This window comes from Shewanella sp. (assembly GCF_048265805.1).
In the GTDB taxonomy this organism is placed as follows: domain Bacteria; phylum Pseudomonadota; class Gammaproteobacteria; order Enterobacterales; family Shewanellaceae; genus Shewanella.
This window is the reverse complement of sequence record NZ_JBLXAT010000002.1, coordinates 122727-139769: the sequence shown is the minus strand read 5'-3', so window position 1 is coordinate 139769 and position 17043 is coordinate 122727. Positions and strand designations below refer to the sequence as shown.

The 17043-nt window shown below is 48.1% G+C and carries 19 protein-coding genes and 2 tRNA genes; 9 read left to right on the top strand and 12 right to left on the bottom strand.

The window, feature by feature from the left end; genetic code table 11:
- The 3 genes from ACN0TT_RS01920 (at position 1) to ACN0TT_RS01910 (ending at position 3694) form a co-directional block, all read left to right on the top strand.
- Positions 1–1347, top strand: a complete 1347-nt coding sequence (locus ACN0TT_RS01920; protein ID WP_417760448.1) for an MATE family efflux transporter — start codon at positions 1–3, stop codon at positions 1345–1347.
- Between the two features lie 125 nt (positions 1348–1472).
- Positions 1473–2762, top strand: a complete 1290-nt coding sequence (locus tag ACN0TT_RS01915) for an NAD(P)/FAD-dependent oxidoreductase (RefSeq protein ID WP_417760447.1) — start codon at positions 1473–1475, stop codon at positions 2760–2762.
- A gap of 230 nt (positions 2763–2992) precedes the next feature.
- Positions 2993–3694, top strand: coding sequence for a SapC family protein (locus ACN0TT_RS01910; RefSeq protein WP_417760446.1), 702 nt, complete (start codon positions 2993–2995; stop codon positions 3692–3694).
- 114 nt (positions 3695–3808) lie between these two features.
- Here ACN0TT_RS01910 and ACN0TT_RS01905 read toward each other — a convergent pair.
- Positions 3809–3884 (bottom strand) — tRNA-Thr (locus ACN0TT_RS01905).
- Between the two features lie 6 nt (positions 3885–3890).
- Positions 3891–3966 (bottom strand) — tRNA-Phe (locus tag ACN0TT_RS01900).
- A 377-nt stretch (positions 3967–4343) separates the two neighbouring features.
- Between ACN0TT_RS01900 and ACN0TT_RS01895 the strand changes: the two genes are divergently transcribed.
- Positions 4344–5516, top strand: coding sequence for an MFS transporter (locus ACN0TT_RS01895; RefSeq protein ID WP_417760445.1), 1173 nt, complete (start codon positions 4344–4346; stop codon positions 5514–5516).
- A 33-nt stretch (positions 5517–5549) separates the two neighbouring features.
- Here ACN0TT_RS01895 and ACN0TT_RS01890 read toward each other — a convergent pair whose 3' ends face one another.
- From ACN0TT_RS01890 to mutY, 3 genes are all read right to left on the bottom strand, one after another.
- Complete coding sequence (locus tag ACN0TT_RS01890; RefSeq protein WP_417760444.1) at positions 5550–5759, bottom strand: hypothetical protein; 210 nt, start codon at positions 5757–5759, stop codon at positions 5550–5552.
- A gap of 272 nt (positions 5760–6031) precedes the next feature.
- Positions 6032–6313, bottom strand: coding sequence for an oxidative damage protection protein (locus ACN0TT_RS01885; protein ID WP_417760443.1), 282 nt, complete (start codon positions 6311–6313; stop codon positions 6032–6034).
- Between the two features lie 3 nt (positions 6314–6316).
- Positions 6317–7420, bottom strand: a complete 1104-nt coding sequence (gene mutY, locus ACN0TT_RS01880; protein ID WP_417760442.1) for an A/G-specific adenine glycosylase — start codon at positions 7418–7420, stop codon at positions 6317–6319.
- 166 nt (positions 7421–7586) lie between these two features.
- Between mutY and trmB the strand changes: the two genes are divergently transcribed.
- The 4 genes from trmB (at position 7587) to ACN0TT_RS01860 (ending at position 10830) form a co-directional block, all read left to right on the top strand.
- A complete protein-coding gene (gene trmB / locus ACN0TT_RS01875) occupies positions 7587–8303 on the top strand; it encodes a tRNA (guanosine(46)-N7)-methyltransferase TrmB (protein ID WP_417760441.1) in 717 nt (238 codons plus the stop codon).
- A 20-nt stretch (positions 8304–8323) separates the two neighbouring features.
- Entirely contained in the window at positions 8324–8647 is a 324-nt protein-coding gene (locus ACN0TT_RS01870) for a 50S ribosome-binding protein YggL (RefSeq protein ID WP_417760440.1), read from the top strand.
- 214 nt (positions 8648–8861) lie between these two features.
- Complete coding sequence (locus tag ACN0TT_RS01865; RefSeq protein WP_417760439.1) at positions 8862–9641, top strand: YggN family protein; 780 nt, start codon at positions 8862–8864, stop codon at positions 9639–9641.
- Positions 9642–9888: 247 nt separating this feature from the next.
- Positions 9889–10830 (top strand): LysR family transcriptional regulator, encoded by a 942-nt coding sequence (locus tag ACN0TT_RS01860; RefSeq protein ID WP_417760438.1) that lies wholly within the window; start codon positions 9889–9891, stop codon positions 10828–10830.
- Positions 10831–11198: 368 nt separating this feature from the next.
- On the opposite strand, the gene hemW is transcribed toward ACN0TT_RS01860, so the two are convergent.
- From hemW to ACN0TT_RS01825, 7 genes are all read right to left on the bottom strand, one after another.
- Complete coding sequence (gene hemW, locus ACN0TT_RS01855) at positions 11199–12332, bottom strand: radical SAM family heme chaperone HemW (RefSeq protein ID WP_417760560.1); 1134 nt, start codon at positions 12330–12332, stop codon at positions 11199–11201.
- On the bottom strand, positions 12332–12934 hold the full coding sequence (gene rdgB, locus ACN0TT_RS01850; RefSeq protein ID WP_417760437.1) for an RdgB/HAM1 family non-canonical purine NTP pyrophosphatase: 603 nt from the start codon (positions 12932–12934) through the stop codon (positions 12332–12334). Before rdgB ends, hemW begins: the two co-directional genes overlap by 1 nt.
- Before the next feature lie 48 nt (positions 12935–12982).
- A complete protein-coding gene (locus tag ACN0TT_RS01845) occupies positions 12983–13417 on the bottom strand; it encodes a DUF4426 domain-containing protein (protein WP_417760436.1) in 435 nt (144 codons plus the stop codon).
- Between the two features lie 59 nt (positions 13418–13476).
- Positions 13477–13770 (bottom strand): DUF167 family protein YggU, encoded by a 294-nt coding sequence (gene yggU, locus ACN0TT_RS01840; protein ID WP_417760435.1) that lies wholly within the window; start codon positions 13768–13770, stop codon positions 13477–13479.
- On the bottom strand, positions 13770–14321 hold the full coding sequence (locus ACN0TT_RS01835) for a YggT family protein (RefSeq protein WP_417760434.1): 552 nt from the start codon (positions 14319–14321) through the stop codon (positions 13770–13772). Before ACN0TT_RS01835 ends, yggU begins: the two co-directional genes overlap by 1 nt.
- Positions 14322–14343: 22 nt before the next feature.
- A complete protein-coding gene (gene proC, locus ACN0TT_RS01830; RefSeq protein ID WP_417760433.1) occupies positions 14344–15162 on the bottom strand; it encodes a pyrroline-5-carboxylate reductase in 819 nt (272 codons plus the stop codon).
- Positions 15163–15257: 95 nt separating this feature from the next.
- Positions 15258–15962, bottom strand: coding sequence for a YggS family pyridoxal phosphate-dependent enzyme (locus tag ACN0TT_RS01825; RefSeq protein ID WP_417760432.1), 705 nt, complete (start codon positions 15960–15962; stop codon positions 15258–15260).
- Between the two features lie 34 nt (positions 15963–15996).
- On the opposite strand from ACN0TT_RS01825, the gene ACN0TT_RS01820 reads away from it, so the two are divergent.
- Positions 15997–17034, top strand: coding sequence for a type IV pilus twitching motility protein PilT (locus ACN0TT_RS01820; protein WP_417760431.1), 1038 nt, complete (start codon positions 15997–15999; stop codon positions 17032–17034).
- Positions 17035–17043: the final 9 nt, after the last annotated feature.

The following is a 17043-nucleotide window of genomic DNA, read 5'->3' as shown; positions in this document are numbered from 1 at the left end:
ATGAGTCACACTTCCCATGCGGTTGATATGGCACAGCAGCCGATTGGTAAGCTGTTTTGGCGCTACGCCATGCCGACCATTGTCTCCATGTTGGCTACTGGCGTGTACGTCACGGTTGATGGCATGTTTATCGGCCATTTTTTGGGAGAGCAGGGGCTAGCGGCGATTACGCTGGCCTATCCGGTCGGGGCGGTGATCTATGCTATTGGCGCGCTTATCGGTATGGGGGGGGCCGCACTCGCATCATTGCAGTTGGGTAAAGGACGCGTGCAGGCAGCTAAAGAGATTGTCGCGAATACCTTGTTGCTCGGCATAGTGGCGGGAGTCTTGGTGGCAATTATCGGCATCATTATGCGTGAGCCGATACTGCGGCTGCTGGGCGTTACTGGCGATATCCTCGCCTATGCCAAAATCTATCTGTTTTGGTACTTTTTGTTTGGCGTGTTACCGATTCTATCCATGTCGTTCTCGGCCATGCTGCGCAATGACGGCTTTCCTGGCCGTGTGACGTGGATTCAGATTGGCTGTGGCGTACTCAACATCGTACTCGACTGGCTGCTGATTGTGCTGATCCCACTGGAATTTGCAGGGGTTGCCATTGCCACTATGTTGTGCCAAGGCGTTGCTGCGTGGCTGTGTTTACGCCATTTCTTTAGCGAGCAGACACAGTTACGCCTGACGCGTGAGCAACTCAAATTTAGCTGGCAGTGGGTGAAATCTATTTTGCGCTTGGGCTTTCCTAGCATGATGATGAGCCTGTATTTATCGGTAGTGCTAACGCTGCACAATATTGCCTTTTTGTGGCAAGGAGAGCCGATACACATCGCCGCTTATGGCGTGGTAAGTTATACCGAAGCGATGTTTTATTTGATCTTTGAAGGCATTGCTCTTGGCGCTCAACCAATTATGAGTTTTAACGCTGGTGCTGGATTAATGCGGCGAGTGCGGCAGATTGCGCTGTTGGCCTTTAGCGCCACAGTGGGTGTTGCGCTGTTGGGCATGACGCTCATCTATAGCAAGCCGGAGAGGATGGTTTATCTGTTTGCTGGCGACAATCCAACCTTGGCACCATATGCCATTGACGGTTTGTATCTCTATTTTTGGGGCTTGGCATTTGAAGGCATGGTGTTAGTCGGTGCCAGTTTATTTCAAGCGATGGATCGTCCCAAAGAGGCCACTATGCTCACTGGCAGTAAACTGATATTAATCGGTGTGCTTATTTTTGCTCTCGGTAAGTTATTTGGGGTGACTGGCGTATGGCTGGCGATGTCATGTTGCAGCAGTTTGCTGGTTGTTTGGATGTTGCAGCGTTTCATCATGCTTAATAAACGACTATTGGCAAGCTAACTGTCCAGTTATTAATTTATTAGTAGAATTTAATATAAATATCACGCTAATCCAATAGGTCATTCGACTATCAAAATGTGATATAAGTAACATAATTTTTGAGGGATTCATGGGGGTAAAAAGTCGTGACCGCTAACAGAATCGTTATTGTTGGAGGCGGCGCTGGTGGTCTAGCGTTAGCTTCAAAACTGGGGCGTAAACTTGGCTTATCTGGCGAAGCTGAAATTTGCTTGGTCGATAAAAGTTCGGTGCATATTTGGAAACCCAAATTACATGAAGTAGCCGTTGGCGTTATCGATCAATCGGTCGAAGGTTTGCTTTATCGCGACCACGGTCTGAAAAATGGCTACCGCTTTTTGCGCGGCGAGCTGGCTGGCTGCAACCCTCAAGCAAAATCTATCACGCTGTCGAGTGTACTAAATGACGATGGTGAAGAGCTGATTGGTCAGCGTGAAATCCCCTACGATTACTTAGTGCTCGCCATTGGCGGTATCTCCAATAGCTTTAATACGCCAAGCGCGGAAGAACACTGCATCTTCTTGGACAACTTGGAAAGTGCTAACCGTTTCCACCAGAAGTTGCTCGACGATCTGTTACTGCTGGACGAAACCAATGAAAAACTCAGTATCGGTATTGTCGGTGCCGGTGCCACAGGAGTTGAGTTGGCGGCAGAGTTGCACCACGTGCTGGAATCGGTGAAAGATTTTGGTTATCTCAATATTGATAAATCGCACTTAGAGATCCACCTGATTGAAGCTGCGCAGAAAATCCTACCTGCCTTGCCCGACAAAGTCAGCGCGCGGGCCCAAACTGTGTTAGACCATATCGGCGTGCGTTTGCATATTGGTGTACAGGTTAAAGAGGTTGTCAAAGAGGGCTTTGTTACCCAAGACGGTGTGCTGATTGAGTCTGGCTTAAAAGTGTGGGCCGCAGGTGTGAAAGGCCCTGATGCGCTGCAAGTGCTGACCGAGTTACCCATCAGCAAGCGCAATCAAGTGGAAGTCGACGCGTGCATGCGGGTGAAAGGTCAAGAGTACATCTATGCGATTGGTGACTGTGCCATGTTGATTCAAGACAGTGGTCGCCCTGTGCCACCTCGAGCGCAAGCGGCATCGCAAATGGCAGAGACACTCTATAAAAACTTATTGAATCGCTTGAAAGGTAAAGCGGAAAAACCGTTTGTCTACCAAGACTATGGTTCATTGGTCTCGCTGAGCCGTTTCTCCGCCGTCGGTAACCTGATGGGCAACCTGCGTTCGCGCTCACTGTTCATTGAAGGCTATTTAGCGCGCTTGATGTATATGTCGTTATATCAGCGCCATCTGGCGAGTCTTTATGGTTGGTTTTCTGCCGCCATTTACAGTTTGGCGCAGCGACTACTCAAATGGCAGCGGCCGAAACTGAAGTTGCACTAATGAGGCGAAAGGGGAACTGCGGTTCCCTTTTTTATGGTTGCGACTTAGCTTTTGGCTAAAAAAACTGCAGTTGAGTGATAAATGTCAATCTGGTGTCTGGTTAATCACAGTTGTTACCGTTTTGTGTTTTTATTCACGAATGAAACAGGGTATAACTACGGGCTAGGGAAAGCGCTTCCTGATTTTTTAGAACATAAAACTTAGAGAAAAGAGCCCTCAAGGAGCTTGAAATGACCCAAGCAATTGCATTGTTAGATCCAGCAAAACATGCCGATCTTAAATTCAAAAAACCATCTTTTGAGCATGTGGCTGATCAGCATTTGATGCCAGTTAGTCTGCACGAAGTAATGTACGCAGCAACAGATGTACCTGTGGTGTTTGTTAAGTCCAACGAAGAAACTAACGAGTTCCAAGCGGTGATGATGCTGGGCTTGAAACCACAACAAAACCTGCGTGTAAAAGATGGCGCGTGGACCGGCACCTATGTACCTAACGTACTGCGTGATTTTCCGCTGACAGTGGTACTGGACCCAGAGCAAACTGACCGCGTATGGTTTGGTGTGCGTGAAGAGAGTGACCAACTGAGCAAAGAAGAAGGCGTTGCATTGTTTGAAAATGGCGAAGAAACGCCAGCGCTGAAAGAGCGTCGCGAACAAGTACTGCGTCACTTCGAGCAAGATCAACAATCTCGTGCCGTATTAAAATTCTTGGCTGAAAAAGAGTTGCTGATCCAACAAACCCTGACTGTTGAAGTGAAAGGTGAAAAACGTAACATCAACGGTATCTATCTGGTTGATGAGCGTAAGCTGGCAGAGCTGAGCGATGAAGATTATCTGGATTTACGTAAGAAAGGCCTGTTAGGTCCCATCTACAGCCATCTGACTTCTCTGAATCAAATCCCGCGTTTGGTTATGGCAGAAACTGCACTGTAATTGATGTAAGCAGTGATACAAGAGGGCGGTGTTTACCGCCTTTTTTATTGCGGTAAATTCAGTGATTGGCAAATTTCAGGCATAAAAAAAGCCACAACAATGTGGCCTTAAAAATGGTGCCGGCACCAAGAGTCGAACTCGGGACCTACTGATTACAAGTCAGTTGCTCTACCAACTGAGCTATGCCGGCAACAAGTGGTGCCCGAACCCGGAATCGAACCAGGGACACGCGGATTTTCAATCCGCTGCTCTACCAACTGAGCTATTCGGGCAACTGATGATTTTCGTTATCAGTTATTTTACTTCTACATTTCAAGCTGTTTGCCTGTCCTGTCGAAGTGGTGCGTATCATATAGCGGTGTTTTTTCTGGCGCAACCCCTTTTTGAATAGAACTGCTTTGTTCGCTCAGTTAATGGTCAAATGTGCGCTATTAGTGCGACGTTATGGCGACATAGCTAATGTTTACGGCGATTAATTGCCCATTATTCAATTTATTCCTCTGTCGACCATCATAATGAGTATATTGGTGTCGTGATGGTAACAATGTGTTGACTACCTCTTTATGGGGTTTCTGAGATAGCGATATAAGCGCATAATAGCGCCCCAATTTATACCACCGACCATCGTCGCGTTATTCCAAGGACGTCTATGTCGACCAATGCTCCTACGCTTTCCCCGAAACTTATTCTGTTAATGGCTGTTGCTGCCGGGGTGGCAGTAGCTAACAACTATTTCGTACAGCCCTTGCTCGATACTATTTCTCAAGCATTTGATGTCTCTCATGCCGTGGCTGGCACCTTAGTTACCGCGGCGCAATTAAGCTATGGCCTCGGTTTGTTCCTTATTGTGCCTATGGCCGATATTCTTGAACGGCGCCGTATGATTGTGGTGCTGATGTTACTGGCAACTGTTGGCTTATTGGTGAGTGCGATGGCACGGAGCGTGAGCTGGTTGCTTATTGGTACGGCAATGACTGGCGGTTGTTCGGTGGTTGCTCAAGTGTTTGTGCCGTTGGCAGCCACGTTGTCAGCACCGGAGCAACGTGGCAAAGCAGTAGGCACGGTAATGGGCGGCTTGCTGTTAGGCATTTTGCTGGCGCGAGTGGTGGCGGGGGCGCTCTCCTCATTACTATCTTGGCAAGCGGTGTACTGGTTCGCAGCCGTAGCTATGTTGATCTGTTCTATTTTGCTATGGCGCACATTACCTAACTATCGCCCACAAGTGTCTCTTAACTATGGTCAGGCATTACGCTCGGTTCTCAGCCTGTTTAAGACTGAACCTGTGCTAGCTCAGCGAGCATTCCTTGGTGCGTTAAGCTTTGCCATGTTTACCTTGTTTTGGACACCGTTAGCCTTTTTGTTGGCGAATCCTCCCTATGAATATTCCGATGCGGTGATCGGTTTGTTTGGGATTGCGGGTATCGCTGGCGTAATGGCGGCGAAATGGGCGGGTAAACTGGCCGATCGCGGTAAAGGCAATTGGGGCAGTTGGATCGGCTGGTTGGCCGGTTTAGTGAGTTGGCTGTTACTGTTTCTTGCCGATAGCTCGGTTGTTAGTTTGATCATCGGTATTGTGCTGTTGGACTTAGCGGTACAGCTGGCGCATGTAAGCAATCAGAACGTGATTTATGCATTGCAGCCGGAAGCCCGTAATCGGCTTAATGCCGGCTATATGACCAGCTATTTTGCTGGAGGTGCGCTGGGCTCATATGTATCGGTATTATTGTACCAATGGCATGGTTGGTTTGCGGTATGTTGTGGCGGGGTGACGCTCGCGGTGGTTGCTATTGCTTTTATGCTGCTTCTCAGCCGTCGCCGTTGATAATAGCGACCAATTAAGCCAACACTGGGGGGCTTAATTCAGATAGACAACTTGCACATTCACCTGTGGAAAATGGCGCTGTAAAATAAATAGCTCACTGCGAAACAGTGAACGTTGCATGGTGAAGTGAATTAGCTGTTGCTGCTGCTCATGTTGGTACTGATGCCAATCATTGAGGTAATCCAATAATGCTTCCAAGCGCTGCGGTGCGTCCTGCGGGTATCTCAACTTAAGTGCTACCATAGTTGATCTCCACTGCACAGATGATGTATTTGGTGGTTCATCCTTCGAAGGGCGCATTTGTAGCATTTTGTAGCGTTATTGTGCAACTTGTAACCAAGGTGGGCGGCGGGCAAATAACGACTAAAGCCCGTAGTGGTGCGGTAATTCACAGTGGCCATACCACTGCTGAGAAATGTTACTGATTGTTCTCAAATAAGAAAAGGCCCATTAAGGGCCTTTATATTTTTCTCATTTAGGCGGTGCCATTTGTCATTTTGGTCGGCGCGCTACACTTATAGCTCGTCTTCTTTTGGTGGCACATAACCTTCAACGTGGACGTCACCACCTTCAAACAGAAATGCCACCATTTGCTCTTCCAGCAGTTTACGATGCTCTGGATTCATCATATTGAGCTTTTTCTCATTGATCAGCATGGTTTGCTTGTTTTGCCATTGAGCCCAAGCTTCTTTGCTGATGTTGTCGAAAATCTTTTTACCTAGCTCACCTGGGTAAAGTTGAAAATCGAGCCCTTCGGCTTCTTTATTGAGATAAACGCAATGAACTGTGCGTGCCATGAGTTATTCAAGCTCCTTGATTGAGGCGGTCTGAAGACTCGCAATAATACGTTCGGTTGCCGCAGCCAAGCCGACTCTTGATGGTTGGGCTAAGTTATACCAAAGAGTGGGCTTAGGTTCCATGACGTTGTTGTCACTCTGTTGCTCAAGTAGAGCTGCATCTAAGTGATTTGGGGCAACGTCATCAACGTTGAGCAGCAAAGGCTCAATGTCAAAGTGGTAGTGGCTAAAAGTGTGCCGAAATGGCGGCAATGGATGCAGCTGGGCATTTGGCGCAATTTGTTCAGCGCGCTGCTTCAGCTGTGTTGCAGAGCTAAACTCTGGAAAGCACCACAAGCCTCCCCATATTCCGGCGGGGGGCCGCTGCTGCAGTAAAATCTGCTGTCCTTGGCGAAGTACCAATAGAAAGCCTTGTTTGCTTGGAATCGCTTTCTTGGGCTTTTTACTTGGGAAATCTTTCTGGCGTCCTTGGCGCTGTGCTTGGCAATCTATCGCTACCGGACAACGCTCGCACGCAGGTTTGCTGCGGGTACATAAGGTGGCCCCAATATCCATCATCGCTTGGTTGTATTGGTCGATATGCAGTTTGGGCGACAGAGCTTCAGCAACTTGCCACAGCGTTTGCTCAACTTTGGCGTTGCCAGGCCAACCTTCAATGGCCTGATGGCGCGTCAATACACGTTTGACGTTACCGTCTAAAATGGCATGGTGTTGACCGCTGGCAAGCGACAAGATGGCGCCAGCAGTGGAACGACCTATGCCCGGTAACGCCACTACATCATCAAACTTGTCGGGAAATTGGCCCGCATAGTTATCACGAATCATGAGCGCCGCTTTATGCAGATTGCGGGCGCGGGCGTAATAACCAAGACCGGTCCAGTGATGGAGCACTTCATCAATATCGGCATCGGCGAGTTCAGTTACCGTGGTAAAGCGCGCCATAAACCGCTCAAAGTAAGGGATAACAGTGGCAACTTGTGTTTGTTGCAACATTATCTCTGATATCCATACTTTATAAGGGGTTTTAGCTTGTTGCCACGGTAGGGTAGTGCGGCCAAATTGGCGATACCACTCGATGATACGCTGAGAAAAAGGGACTGTATTCATGGCCGCCAAGTGTATAGCTGGCCTAAATGCCACACAAGTAAATCCTGATGTAGTGCATGAATAAACGCTTTGTCGGGTACTTTTTCAACGCTAGGGCTTGCACCCTAGGGTGAAGTTTGGATAATGCCCATTCTTTTCACATGGCTGTCCGTTGACAGGAGCAAAAATGAGCGACGTTACCACTGCTGAATTCAATGAAGAAGGCAAGTACCTGCGTAAAGTTAAAAGCTTTGTATTGCGCGAGGGACGACTGACTAAAGGTCAGGCTCAAGCGCTTGAGGAAAACTGGCCGACCATGGGGTTGGAATACTCTCCAGAACCGTTGGATTTAGCCAAGGTATTTGGCCGCGAAGCGGATACCGTTGTTGAGATCGGTTTTGGTATGGGCGCATCATTGGTTGAAATGGCGAAAGCGGCTCCTGAGCTGAACTTCATTGGGATTGAAGTACATAAGCCAGGCGTGGGCGCGTGTCTGAGTTCTGCGGCGGAAGCGGGTGTAACTAACCTGCGGGTGTATCACCATGATGCGGTAGAAGTGCTTGACCACTGTATTCCAAATGGTTCATTGGCGCGCTTACAGCTGTTCTTCCCAGATCCTTGGCATAAAAAGCGCCATCACAAGCGTCGTATCGTACAAGCTGAGTTTGCTGAGCGTGTACGTCATTGTTTGAAGATTGGTGGCGTGTTACATATGGCTACCGACTGGGAAAACTATAGCGAACATATGCTTGAAGTCATGAACCAAGCAGCTGGCTATAAAAATCAGTCAGCAGATGGTACTGTGGTACCTCGTCCTGACTACCGCCCATTGACCAAATTCGAAGCTCGTGGCCAACGTCTTGGACACGGAGTTTGGGATCTGATGTTTGAACGCGTTGAGTAATTGTTAGAGGGAGATTAGACATGGCTATTCGCAGTCGTCGTTTACGTAAAAAGCTACGCGTAGATGAGTTTCAAGAGTTAGGTTTTGATGTGGCATGGCGCTTCCCTGACACCATCTCTGAAGATGAGATTGATGCGCAAGTGGACAAGTTCATTGCTGAAGTGATTGAGCCGCGCAACCTGGGATTCCATGGCGGCGGTCACCGTATTTGGGACGGTATCATTGCGACCCAACGTATCGGTAAATGTACCGAAGATGATCGCCAAGCGGTGGCAGCATTTTGGCAAGCACAAAAGGTTGATGATGTGAATGTCACCGAGCTTTATGACATTTGGTGGAGTTAATCCTCGCCGTTAACCTGAAAAGCAGCGTCAATACGCTGCTTTTTTTATGCTTTCACCACTGCTGTAGTCAGAATCGCTAAAAACTCGCCTGTTTAACTACATCCCGTCAGGTTTTGTTATTCATTATTTTAAAAATCCTTATTTATCAGTCTGATAAAAGTTGGCACGCCATGTGCTATTTCAAAGCAATAACATTGGCATGATAGGAATCATCATGAAAACTCTGCTTTGTACCCTCGCAATTGCTGGCAGCTTGTTAGATGCTAATCCAGTGGAAGCTAAAACGTTTAGTCATCACCACGATAGCTGCGATATTTCGCTCAACTATGATGTTACCGCCAAACCGCAATGGTTATCTGTGGCTGAAAACGATGTGGAGCGTTACCGCATTGAGGGCGACAAATTATTTGTCGATGGCAAGCAAGTGAGTTTGAACGCAGAGCAGCGTCAGTTAGTTACCCAGTATCGCGAAGGTATCAGCGAGCAACTGCCTAAAGTTATCGGCTTAGTGGATGACGCGATGGATATCGCTACCGATGCGGTAGGTGGTGCGTTAACGCCATTATTAGGTGATGAAGGCTCAACCAAGCTTAATCAAGCACTGGAAAAACTACACAGCCGTTTAGGGGATTTAGCATATCACCGTGGTGATGTGTATTACGTAGGTGCTTCTGAAGAATCAATTGACGCAGCATTTAACGACGAGTTCAGTGATGAGATTGAGCAAGTGGTGATGAGCTCAATGGGCAGTATTTTGATGAACATCGGCAAAAGTATGATGGATGGCGATATGGAAGATTTCGGCGCCAAAATGGATCGCATGGGCGAGGAGATTGAGGCGCGTGTCGATGCCAAGTCAAAAGTGTTGGAGCAGCATGCTGATGAACTCTGTAGCAGTTTTGAGCAGCTACAAGTGACCGAGCAACAGCTACAGCAACAGATCCCTGAGCTTACTAAATACACCTTAATTGCTGGTGATTCTGACAAGCAGTAATGCATTTAACCTACCTTGACTGGTTCTAACGAACCTTCCTTTCGCCCCGTATGAGTAGATTTCAGTACGGGGCATTTTTCTTGCCAGTCGGCCTGCCTGGGTGAGCTGAATCGAGAAAGCATTGGTATATTTTTCTGAATCTCGATACAATTATTCGCTCAACCGTACAATCACGGCCATTGGCCGGTACGTTCAAGTCCAAATTATGTTTCGTGCTATAAAAATACAGCAGCTATAGGCGACATCAATGCTAGAACTATTAGAACCCATTGCAATTTTCACCCATGTCGCTCGTGCTGGCAGTTTCAGCTCCGCAGCCCGTCGTTTAGGTATCTCCAAGTCCAAAGTAAGTACCCAAGTCGCTGATTTAGAACATCGTTTAGGTGTACAACTTATTCAACGTACTACCCGCAGTTTGAGCCTGACTGAAGCCGGTAACCTGCTTTACGCCCAAGGTGAAGAGTTGTTACGTGGCGCTGACCAAGCAGTAGCTAGTGTGCACAACCTTAACGACGCTACTCGTGGTGTATTAAAGCTGGGGATTTCACAGTCGTTTGGTACGGCTCATATTATTCCGGCGTTGCCTGAGTTTATGGAGCGTCATCCAGAGTTAGAGCTACAAGTTAGCTTGTTGGATCATAAGGTTGACGTGGTCAACGAAGGCTTAGATCTGCTGTTAACTATGTCTGAGCAACTACCGCTGGGTATGGTGGCGCGCCCACTGATGAAGTGTCAGTTCTTATTGTTAGCCTCACCAGATTACATTAAGCGCCATGGTATGCCTGACCGTCCGGAGCAGTTGGTTGAGCATAACTGTTTGGTGTACCACGGTGAATGGCATGAGCATTCAGTGTGGCAGTTTAGACGTGGCGAAGATTATTGCGAGATTGGCGTATCAGGCAACTTCCGCGTGGACAATGCGCCCGCCCTGAAAACTGCCGCTGTTAACGGCCTAGGTATCGTGTATATGGCTACCTATCTGCTGGAAAATGAAATTGCTGAAGGTAAGTTAGTACCTATGCTAACCGACTGGCATTTAGTGAATCACTTGCCATTGCAAGCGGTGTATCCACGCCGTAAGCATCTGGCGCCAAAAGTCAGTGCCTTTATTGAATTTATCAAAGATCATATTGGCACTCCGCCAAGATGGGACGACAAATTCACAGAGATTTTCGAACAGCGTAAGTAAAACGGAAAAAACAATTTTATTCAGTAAAATCAATCGATTTAATCTGAGATAATAAAATTGTACTATAAATCAAGGTGTTGTTTTTAATATAGATAATTAAGCAAAATGTGTTTTTTGACCTGAGTGGCAAATAATTGTTTCTCAGGTTGCAACACTCCCTTGGCTTATTAGAATGGTATGGCTTGATTTGGGTGGGAATCTAGGGAGAAAGCTGTGTTGGAATGACCCCTTTGACACGGCGCTATGATTCAGCAATATCTGCTATCCGAATCTTTTGTTGTACGGTTTAACTGAGCCGTTCAGCATTTAAACCTACATCCTGATTTATGGTTATGCCCCAGCAATACTGGGGCATTTTTTATGGCCGTTTAGCAAAAATAGGACAATAACTCATTCACAAACATATGGCCTTTGGTTGTGAGTTCCCAATGGCTATCGGTCACTATCACTAACCCCTGACGCTCACCTTGCTGCATACCATCATCCAGCACACTGGCACTGACACCAGTGCGTGCTTCAAAGGCAGTTCTGGCAATCGGCGTCATCAACCGCAGTCGGTTCATCAGATATTCTAACGGGCGGTCTTCCTCGGCCACTTCGTCCAGTTGATATAAGTGTTCACCCGCCAAATACCCTTTGGGATGCTTGACTTTGACGCTACGGACGATCTTCTGCTCTGCCAGCTGGGTGATCTTGCCATGGGCACCACAACCGATACCTAAGTAATCACCAAACTCCCAATAATTGAGATTATGGCGGCACTCAAAACCGGGTTTAGCGTAGGCGGAAATCTCATATTGACGGTAACCCAGCTCTGCTAAACGCTGTTGCCCTTGTTGGTAGATGCCCCATAAGGCTTCGTCGTCAGGTAGTGTTGGCGGGCGGCTATGGAACAAGGTGTTTGGCTCAATGGTGAGCTGATACCAAGACAGATGGGGCGGATTCAGCGCCGCCGCGGTTTCAATATCAGCCAATGCCTGCGCCAGTGACTGATCGGGCAGACCGTGCATCAAGTCGATATTGAAGCTGTTAAATTGTGCCTGCTTTACTGTCTGTGCCGCTTGCTTCGCTTCATCACCACCGTGAATACGGCCAAGAATGGTCAGCTTATCTGGCGCAAAGCTTTGCACGCCCATCGATACGCGGGTGACGCCAGCTGCGCGGTAGCCTGCAAAGTCGTCATGTTCAATGGTGCCAGGGTTGGCTTCCATCGTGACTTCAATATCGGTCGCAAAAGGTATGCGTGCCGCTACGCCATCAAGCAAGCGTTTGATCTGGGTTGCATCGAATAGTGATGGCGTGCCACCCCCAATAAAAATACTGTGTAGCGGCCGTTGTTGTACCCAGTGCAAGTCAGCATCCAGATCTTTGAGTAGCTCGTCGACATATTGCTGCTGCGGTAACTCACCATGCTGGGCATGGCTGTTGAAATCGCAATAGGGGCATTTACGTACACACCACGGAATATGGATGTACAAGCTCAGAGGCGGCAGTTGGCTGATCAAGCAATAATCCCCTGCGCTTTAAAGGCTTCCAGCAACAAGGCTAACGCTTTACCACGATGACTTAAGGCGTTCTTTTGCTCGCTGCTAATTTCGGCGGCCGTTTGTTGCATGCCTTGAGGGATAAACACTGGGTCATAGCCGTGGCCTTGCTCACCTTGCGGAGCGTAGCCGATGCTACCTTCCCATGCGGCTTGGGCGATGATCGGCGTTGGGTCCTTGGCGTGACGCATGTACACCAATACACATTGGAAGCGAGCGGTGCGCGCTGCATCGCTCTCTTTGAGTGCGCTCAGCAATTTTTGATAGTTGCCTTCAGCGGTTGCTTGTTCTCCACTATAGCGGGCGGAATAGATCCCCGGTGCACCTTGCAGCGCATCAACTTCTAATCCCGAATCATCAGCAATGGCTGGCAGACCAGTCATTTCGGCGGCATGACGCGCTTTGATGATGGCGTTTTCCACAAAGGTGGTGCCTGTTTCGGCCACTTCGCTCACAGCAAAATCGCTCTGCGGTAGCACTTCAATCTGGAATTCACTGAACATTTCGGCAAACTCTTTCAGTTTGCCTTTGTTGCCGCTGGCAAGCACAAATTTTTGCATGGTGTTGTCTCAAATAGGCTATTGCTTGGCTAGTGCAAGCATTTGAATTTAATCATTAAAAAATTGCTGGGTGAAATTCAGTTTGGTATTCAGTTCGCCTTTGTTTTTGATAGAAAGGTCAAAGTTGATCTCCTCACTGTCGCGATAAGGTAGTTGCGCGAGGTAATAGATGGTACTGCCTTCACGCATCTCTCTGAATTTCAGTTTAAATCTGGCCTCTAGCAGATTGGTGGCAATGCCATTGATTTCTACGGACACATAGCTCGGCGTAGCGGATTCGGTATCGATGACAACAATATTCACTAAGCCAAGGTAGCGGCTGCGTTGAATACCGTAAGTTTGCGCCACCGCCGGTGAGATAAAGGTACTCGGCAGTGCCATATAGTGGATGTCATAGTGGCCTACATGCAGCTTTTGTTCGGCATGGGCGGAAAATACCCAAGCGCTGCAGATAAGTAGCAAGCTGATACACGAACGGAACATGATGTCTCTGTATGTCGATAAGTCAGGCAAATTATACGCAGCAACGCGATGAATTCCCATCAAAGTAACGTGCTAATTGCCTCAGGTAGTTGCTGTGGGTCAGTAATGCGGATCTGTTTGTGGCGGCCCAGTTCACCTTTTTGAATCGCTACGCTGCTTTTGGGCACTTTAAACGCTTTGGCGAGCAGCTTGATGATATGTTGGTTGGCTTTACCATCAACTGGTGGTGCGGTGATTGCCAGTTTTAGCTCATCACCATGCAGGCCACACCATTGGTCGCGGCTAGCTTTGGGCTGTATATAAAGATGGAGCAGCAATGATTGCTGCTCCATGGTAACGGCGGGTGTAGCCATTAGGCGATGGCCCAGTATGGAACGTGCTGTGCTAACAACAAATTGATGAAGTTCAATAAAATAAATAACACCAGTACCGACAAATCTAGGCCACCCATGGGGGGAATGATGCGGCGAATTGGCGTTAAGAATGGCTCAGTTAACTGGATAAGCACGAGTTCAAACGGATTGCGGCCTTGGCTAACCCAACTAAGAATGGCGCGCACAATCAGCAAATAAAATAGCAATACCCCCGCCTGCTTAATCACAGAAACCACGCTAAACAGTAAAATAGCTGCGATATTTATGGGTTGACCAGCAATCAGCGCGATAAGCACAATCTTGAGTACCACCACTGCCAATGCGAGCACAACCGACGCAGTATCTAAATTGCCGATGGCTGGCAGCACGCGGCGCATGGGTTTAATAATTGGGTGGGTTGCTTTGACAATAAATTGGCTAAATGGGTTATAAAAATCCGCACGAGCCAACTGCAGCCAGATACGCAGTAACACCACCATCAGATATAAATCGAACAGGGTATTTATCAAAAAAACGAATGGATCATTCATAACGAATTAGCTCTCTTCGAGGTTAAAATTGTTTCGCCATCTCTTGCGCACGCGCGATACAGTTTGCCATAGCCTTAGCGGTTAAACCATGTAGGTCGCCGCGCTTAAAGGTCTCTACAGCTTCGTGCGTGGTGCCACCTTTAGACGTGACGTTTTGGCGTAATTGCTCAGCCGTTAAATCTGGGTTTTCAATCAACATACGTGCGGCACCAAAGGCGGCTTGCTGAGCTAAAGTACGCGCTTTGTCAGCGTCCATTCCCATGGCGATACCCGCGTTAATCATCCCTTCGACAAACAGGAAGAAATACGCTGGTGAACTGCCAGCAAGTGCAATCACCAGATTAAGACCATCTTCGTCGTCTACCCAGACTGCATCACCACCGGTTTTTACAATTGCTTCCGCTACCGCTTTTTGCTCGTCGGAAATATTGGCTGGTGCATACAAACCTGACATTCCCGCACCCAGTTGCATTGGAGTATTTGGCATCACGCGGATCAGTTGGATGGGTTGGCCAAAGTATTCTTGGTAGCGGGCGGCGGGAATGCCAGCGGCGATAGTAATGATCAGCTTCTGTGACAGATCAAGCGTGGCCAGCGCTTCGCACACTTGCTGCATTAATTGTGGTTTGACTGACAAAATAATCACATCAGCACGTGCCGCTGCTGCCGCGTTATCACTACTGGTATTGATGGCAAAATCTGCTTTGAGCGCGTCCAGCTTAGGTGTGCTAGGATTGGTGGCCTCAATGCAGCCGGCAGGATAGCCGCTGGTTACTAAACCACTGATGATACTGCGGCTCATATTGCCGGCGCCGATAAAACAGATTCTATTAGAAGTCATGCGTTCCTCTTTTTGTTAATGCGAACGTGCCACCGTAGCGACGTCGTTATAGTATTTGGGCGCGATAGCTGAAAAACAAGGCCAGCGCTAAGGTTCTAAGCCTTTTTGCTGTAATCGCGAGCACCAAAGATGGCACTGCCAATGCGTACCATAGTGGAGCCGTATTCCACCGCGAGTTCTAAATCTTGGCTCATGCCCATGGATAGGGTGTCAATGTCGGCATAGTGCTGTTGCAGTGTGTGAAATAACAGCTGCATTTGGCCGAACTCATGCCGCAGTTGCAACTCGTCATCTTGGCTTGGAATCGTCATCAAACCACGTAATTTCAGTTGTGGTAGCGCGGTAATCTGCTGCGCTAATGCTAGCATGCTCGCCTCATCAGTAATGCCTGACTTGCTTACTTCACCACTGATGTTGATCTGGATACACACATTGAGCGGCGCTAGATTTGCTGGCCGCTGCGCACTTAAACGCTGTACAATTTTGGCGCGGTCGACAGTATGCATCCAATCAAAATGTTCAGCGACGATGCGGCTTTTGTTGGATTGCAGAGGCCCAATGAAATGCCACTCAATATCGGGATATTGCTCGGCTAAGGCGGTGACCTTTTCTTGGCCTTCCTGCACATAATTTTCACCAAAGCGACGTTGCCCTGCGGCGTAAGCCGCTAAAATATCAGTTACGGGCTTAGTCTTGCTCACTGCCAGAAGTTGGATTTCGTCTGCAGTTCTGGCGGATTTTGTCGCCGCTGCCGTTATCCGCTGCTGGGCGAGTGACAGTCTGTCTGCTATTGTTGTCATGTTGTTATCTTTGGTTTAACGGATATACCAAGTTATGGAAATCACTGAATTATTGGCTTTTAGTGTAAAGCACAAAGCGTCAGATCTACACCTTTCAGCGGGTGTTCCCCCTATGATACGTGTCGACGGTGAGGTGAGAAAGCTCAACGTGCCTGCATTGCAGCACCAAGACGTGCACCGCCTTGTTTACGATATCATGAATGATAAACAGCGTAAGGATTATGAAGAGCACTTAGAGCTCGACTTTTCCTTTGAAGTGCCCAATTTGGCGCGTTTCAGGGTTAACGCTTTTAACCAGTCACGTGGTAGTGCGGCAGTATTCCGTACCATTCCTACTGAGATCCTCAGCTTAGAACAGTTAGGCGCGCCAGAGATTTTCAAAAAAATAGCATCGTATCCGCGCGGCCTAGTATTGGTTACTGGACCAACTGGTTCCGGTAAAAGTACCACGCTGGCTGGGATGATTGACTATGTGAATGACAATCGTCATGACCATATTCTGACCATTGAAGACCCGATCGAATTTGTCCACCAAAACAAGCAATGTCTGATCAACCAACGTGAAGTACATCGCCACACATGGAGCTTTGAAGCGGCGCTGCGTAGCGCATTACGTGAAGACCCCGATGTGATTCTGGTAGGGGAAATGCGTGACTTGGAAACGATCCGTTTGGCACTGACGGCGGCTGAAACCGGTCACCTAGTATTTGGTACCTTGCACACCACTTCAGCGGCTAAAACCATTGACCGTGTGGTCGACGTGTTCCCTGCGGGTGAAAAAGACATGGTGCGCACTATGTTGTCAGAATCGTTACAGGCGGTTATCTCACAGACATTGATCAAGAAAATCGGCGGTGGCCGTGTGGCTGCGCATGAAATCATGCTTGGTACTCCTGCTATTCGTAACCTGATCCGTGAAGACAAAGTGGCGCAAATGTATTCCGCTATCCAAACTGGTATGGCGCATGGGATGCAAACCTTGGAGCAAAGTCTGCAGCAGTTGGTGAGTCGCGGCATGATTACACGCGAAGACGCCTTGTCGAAGAGCTCTAATAAGCAAGTGAATTTCTAAGGAGTCATT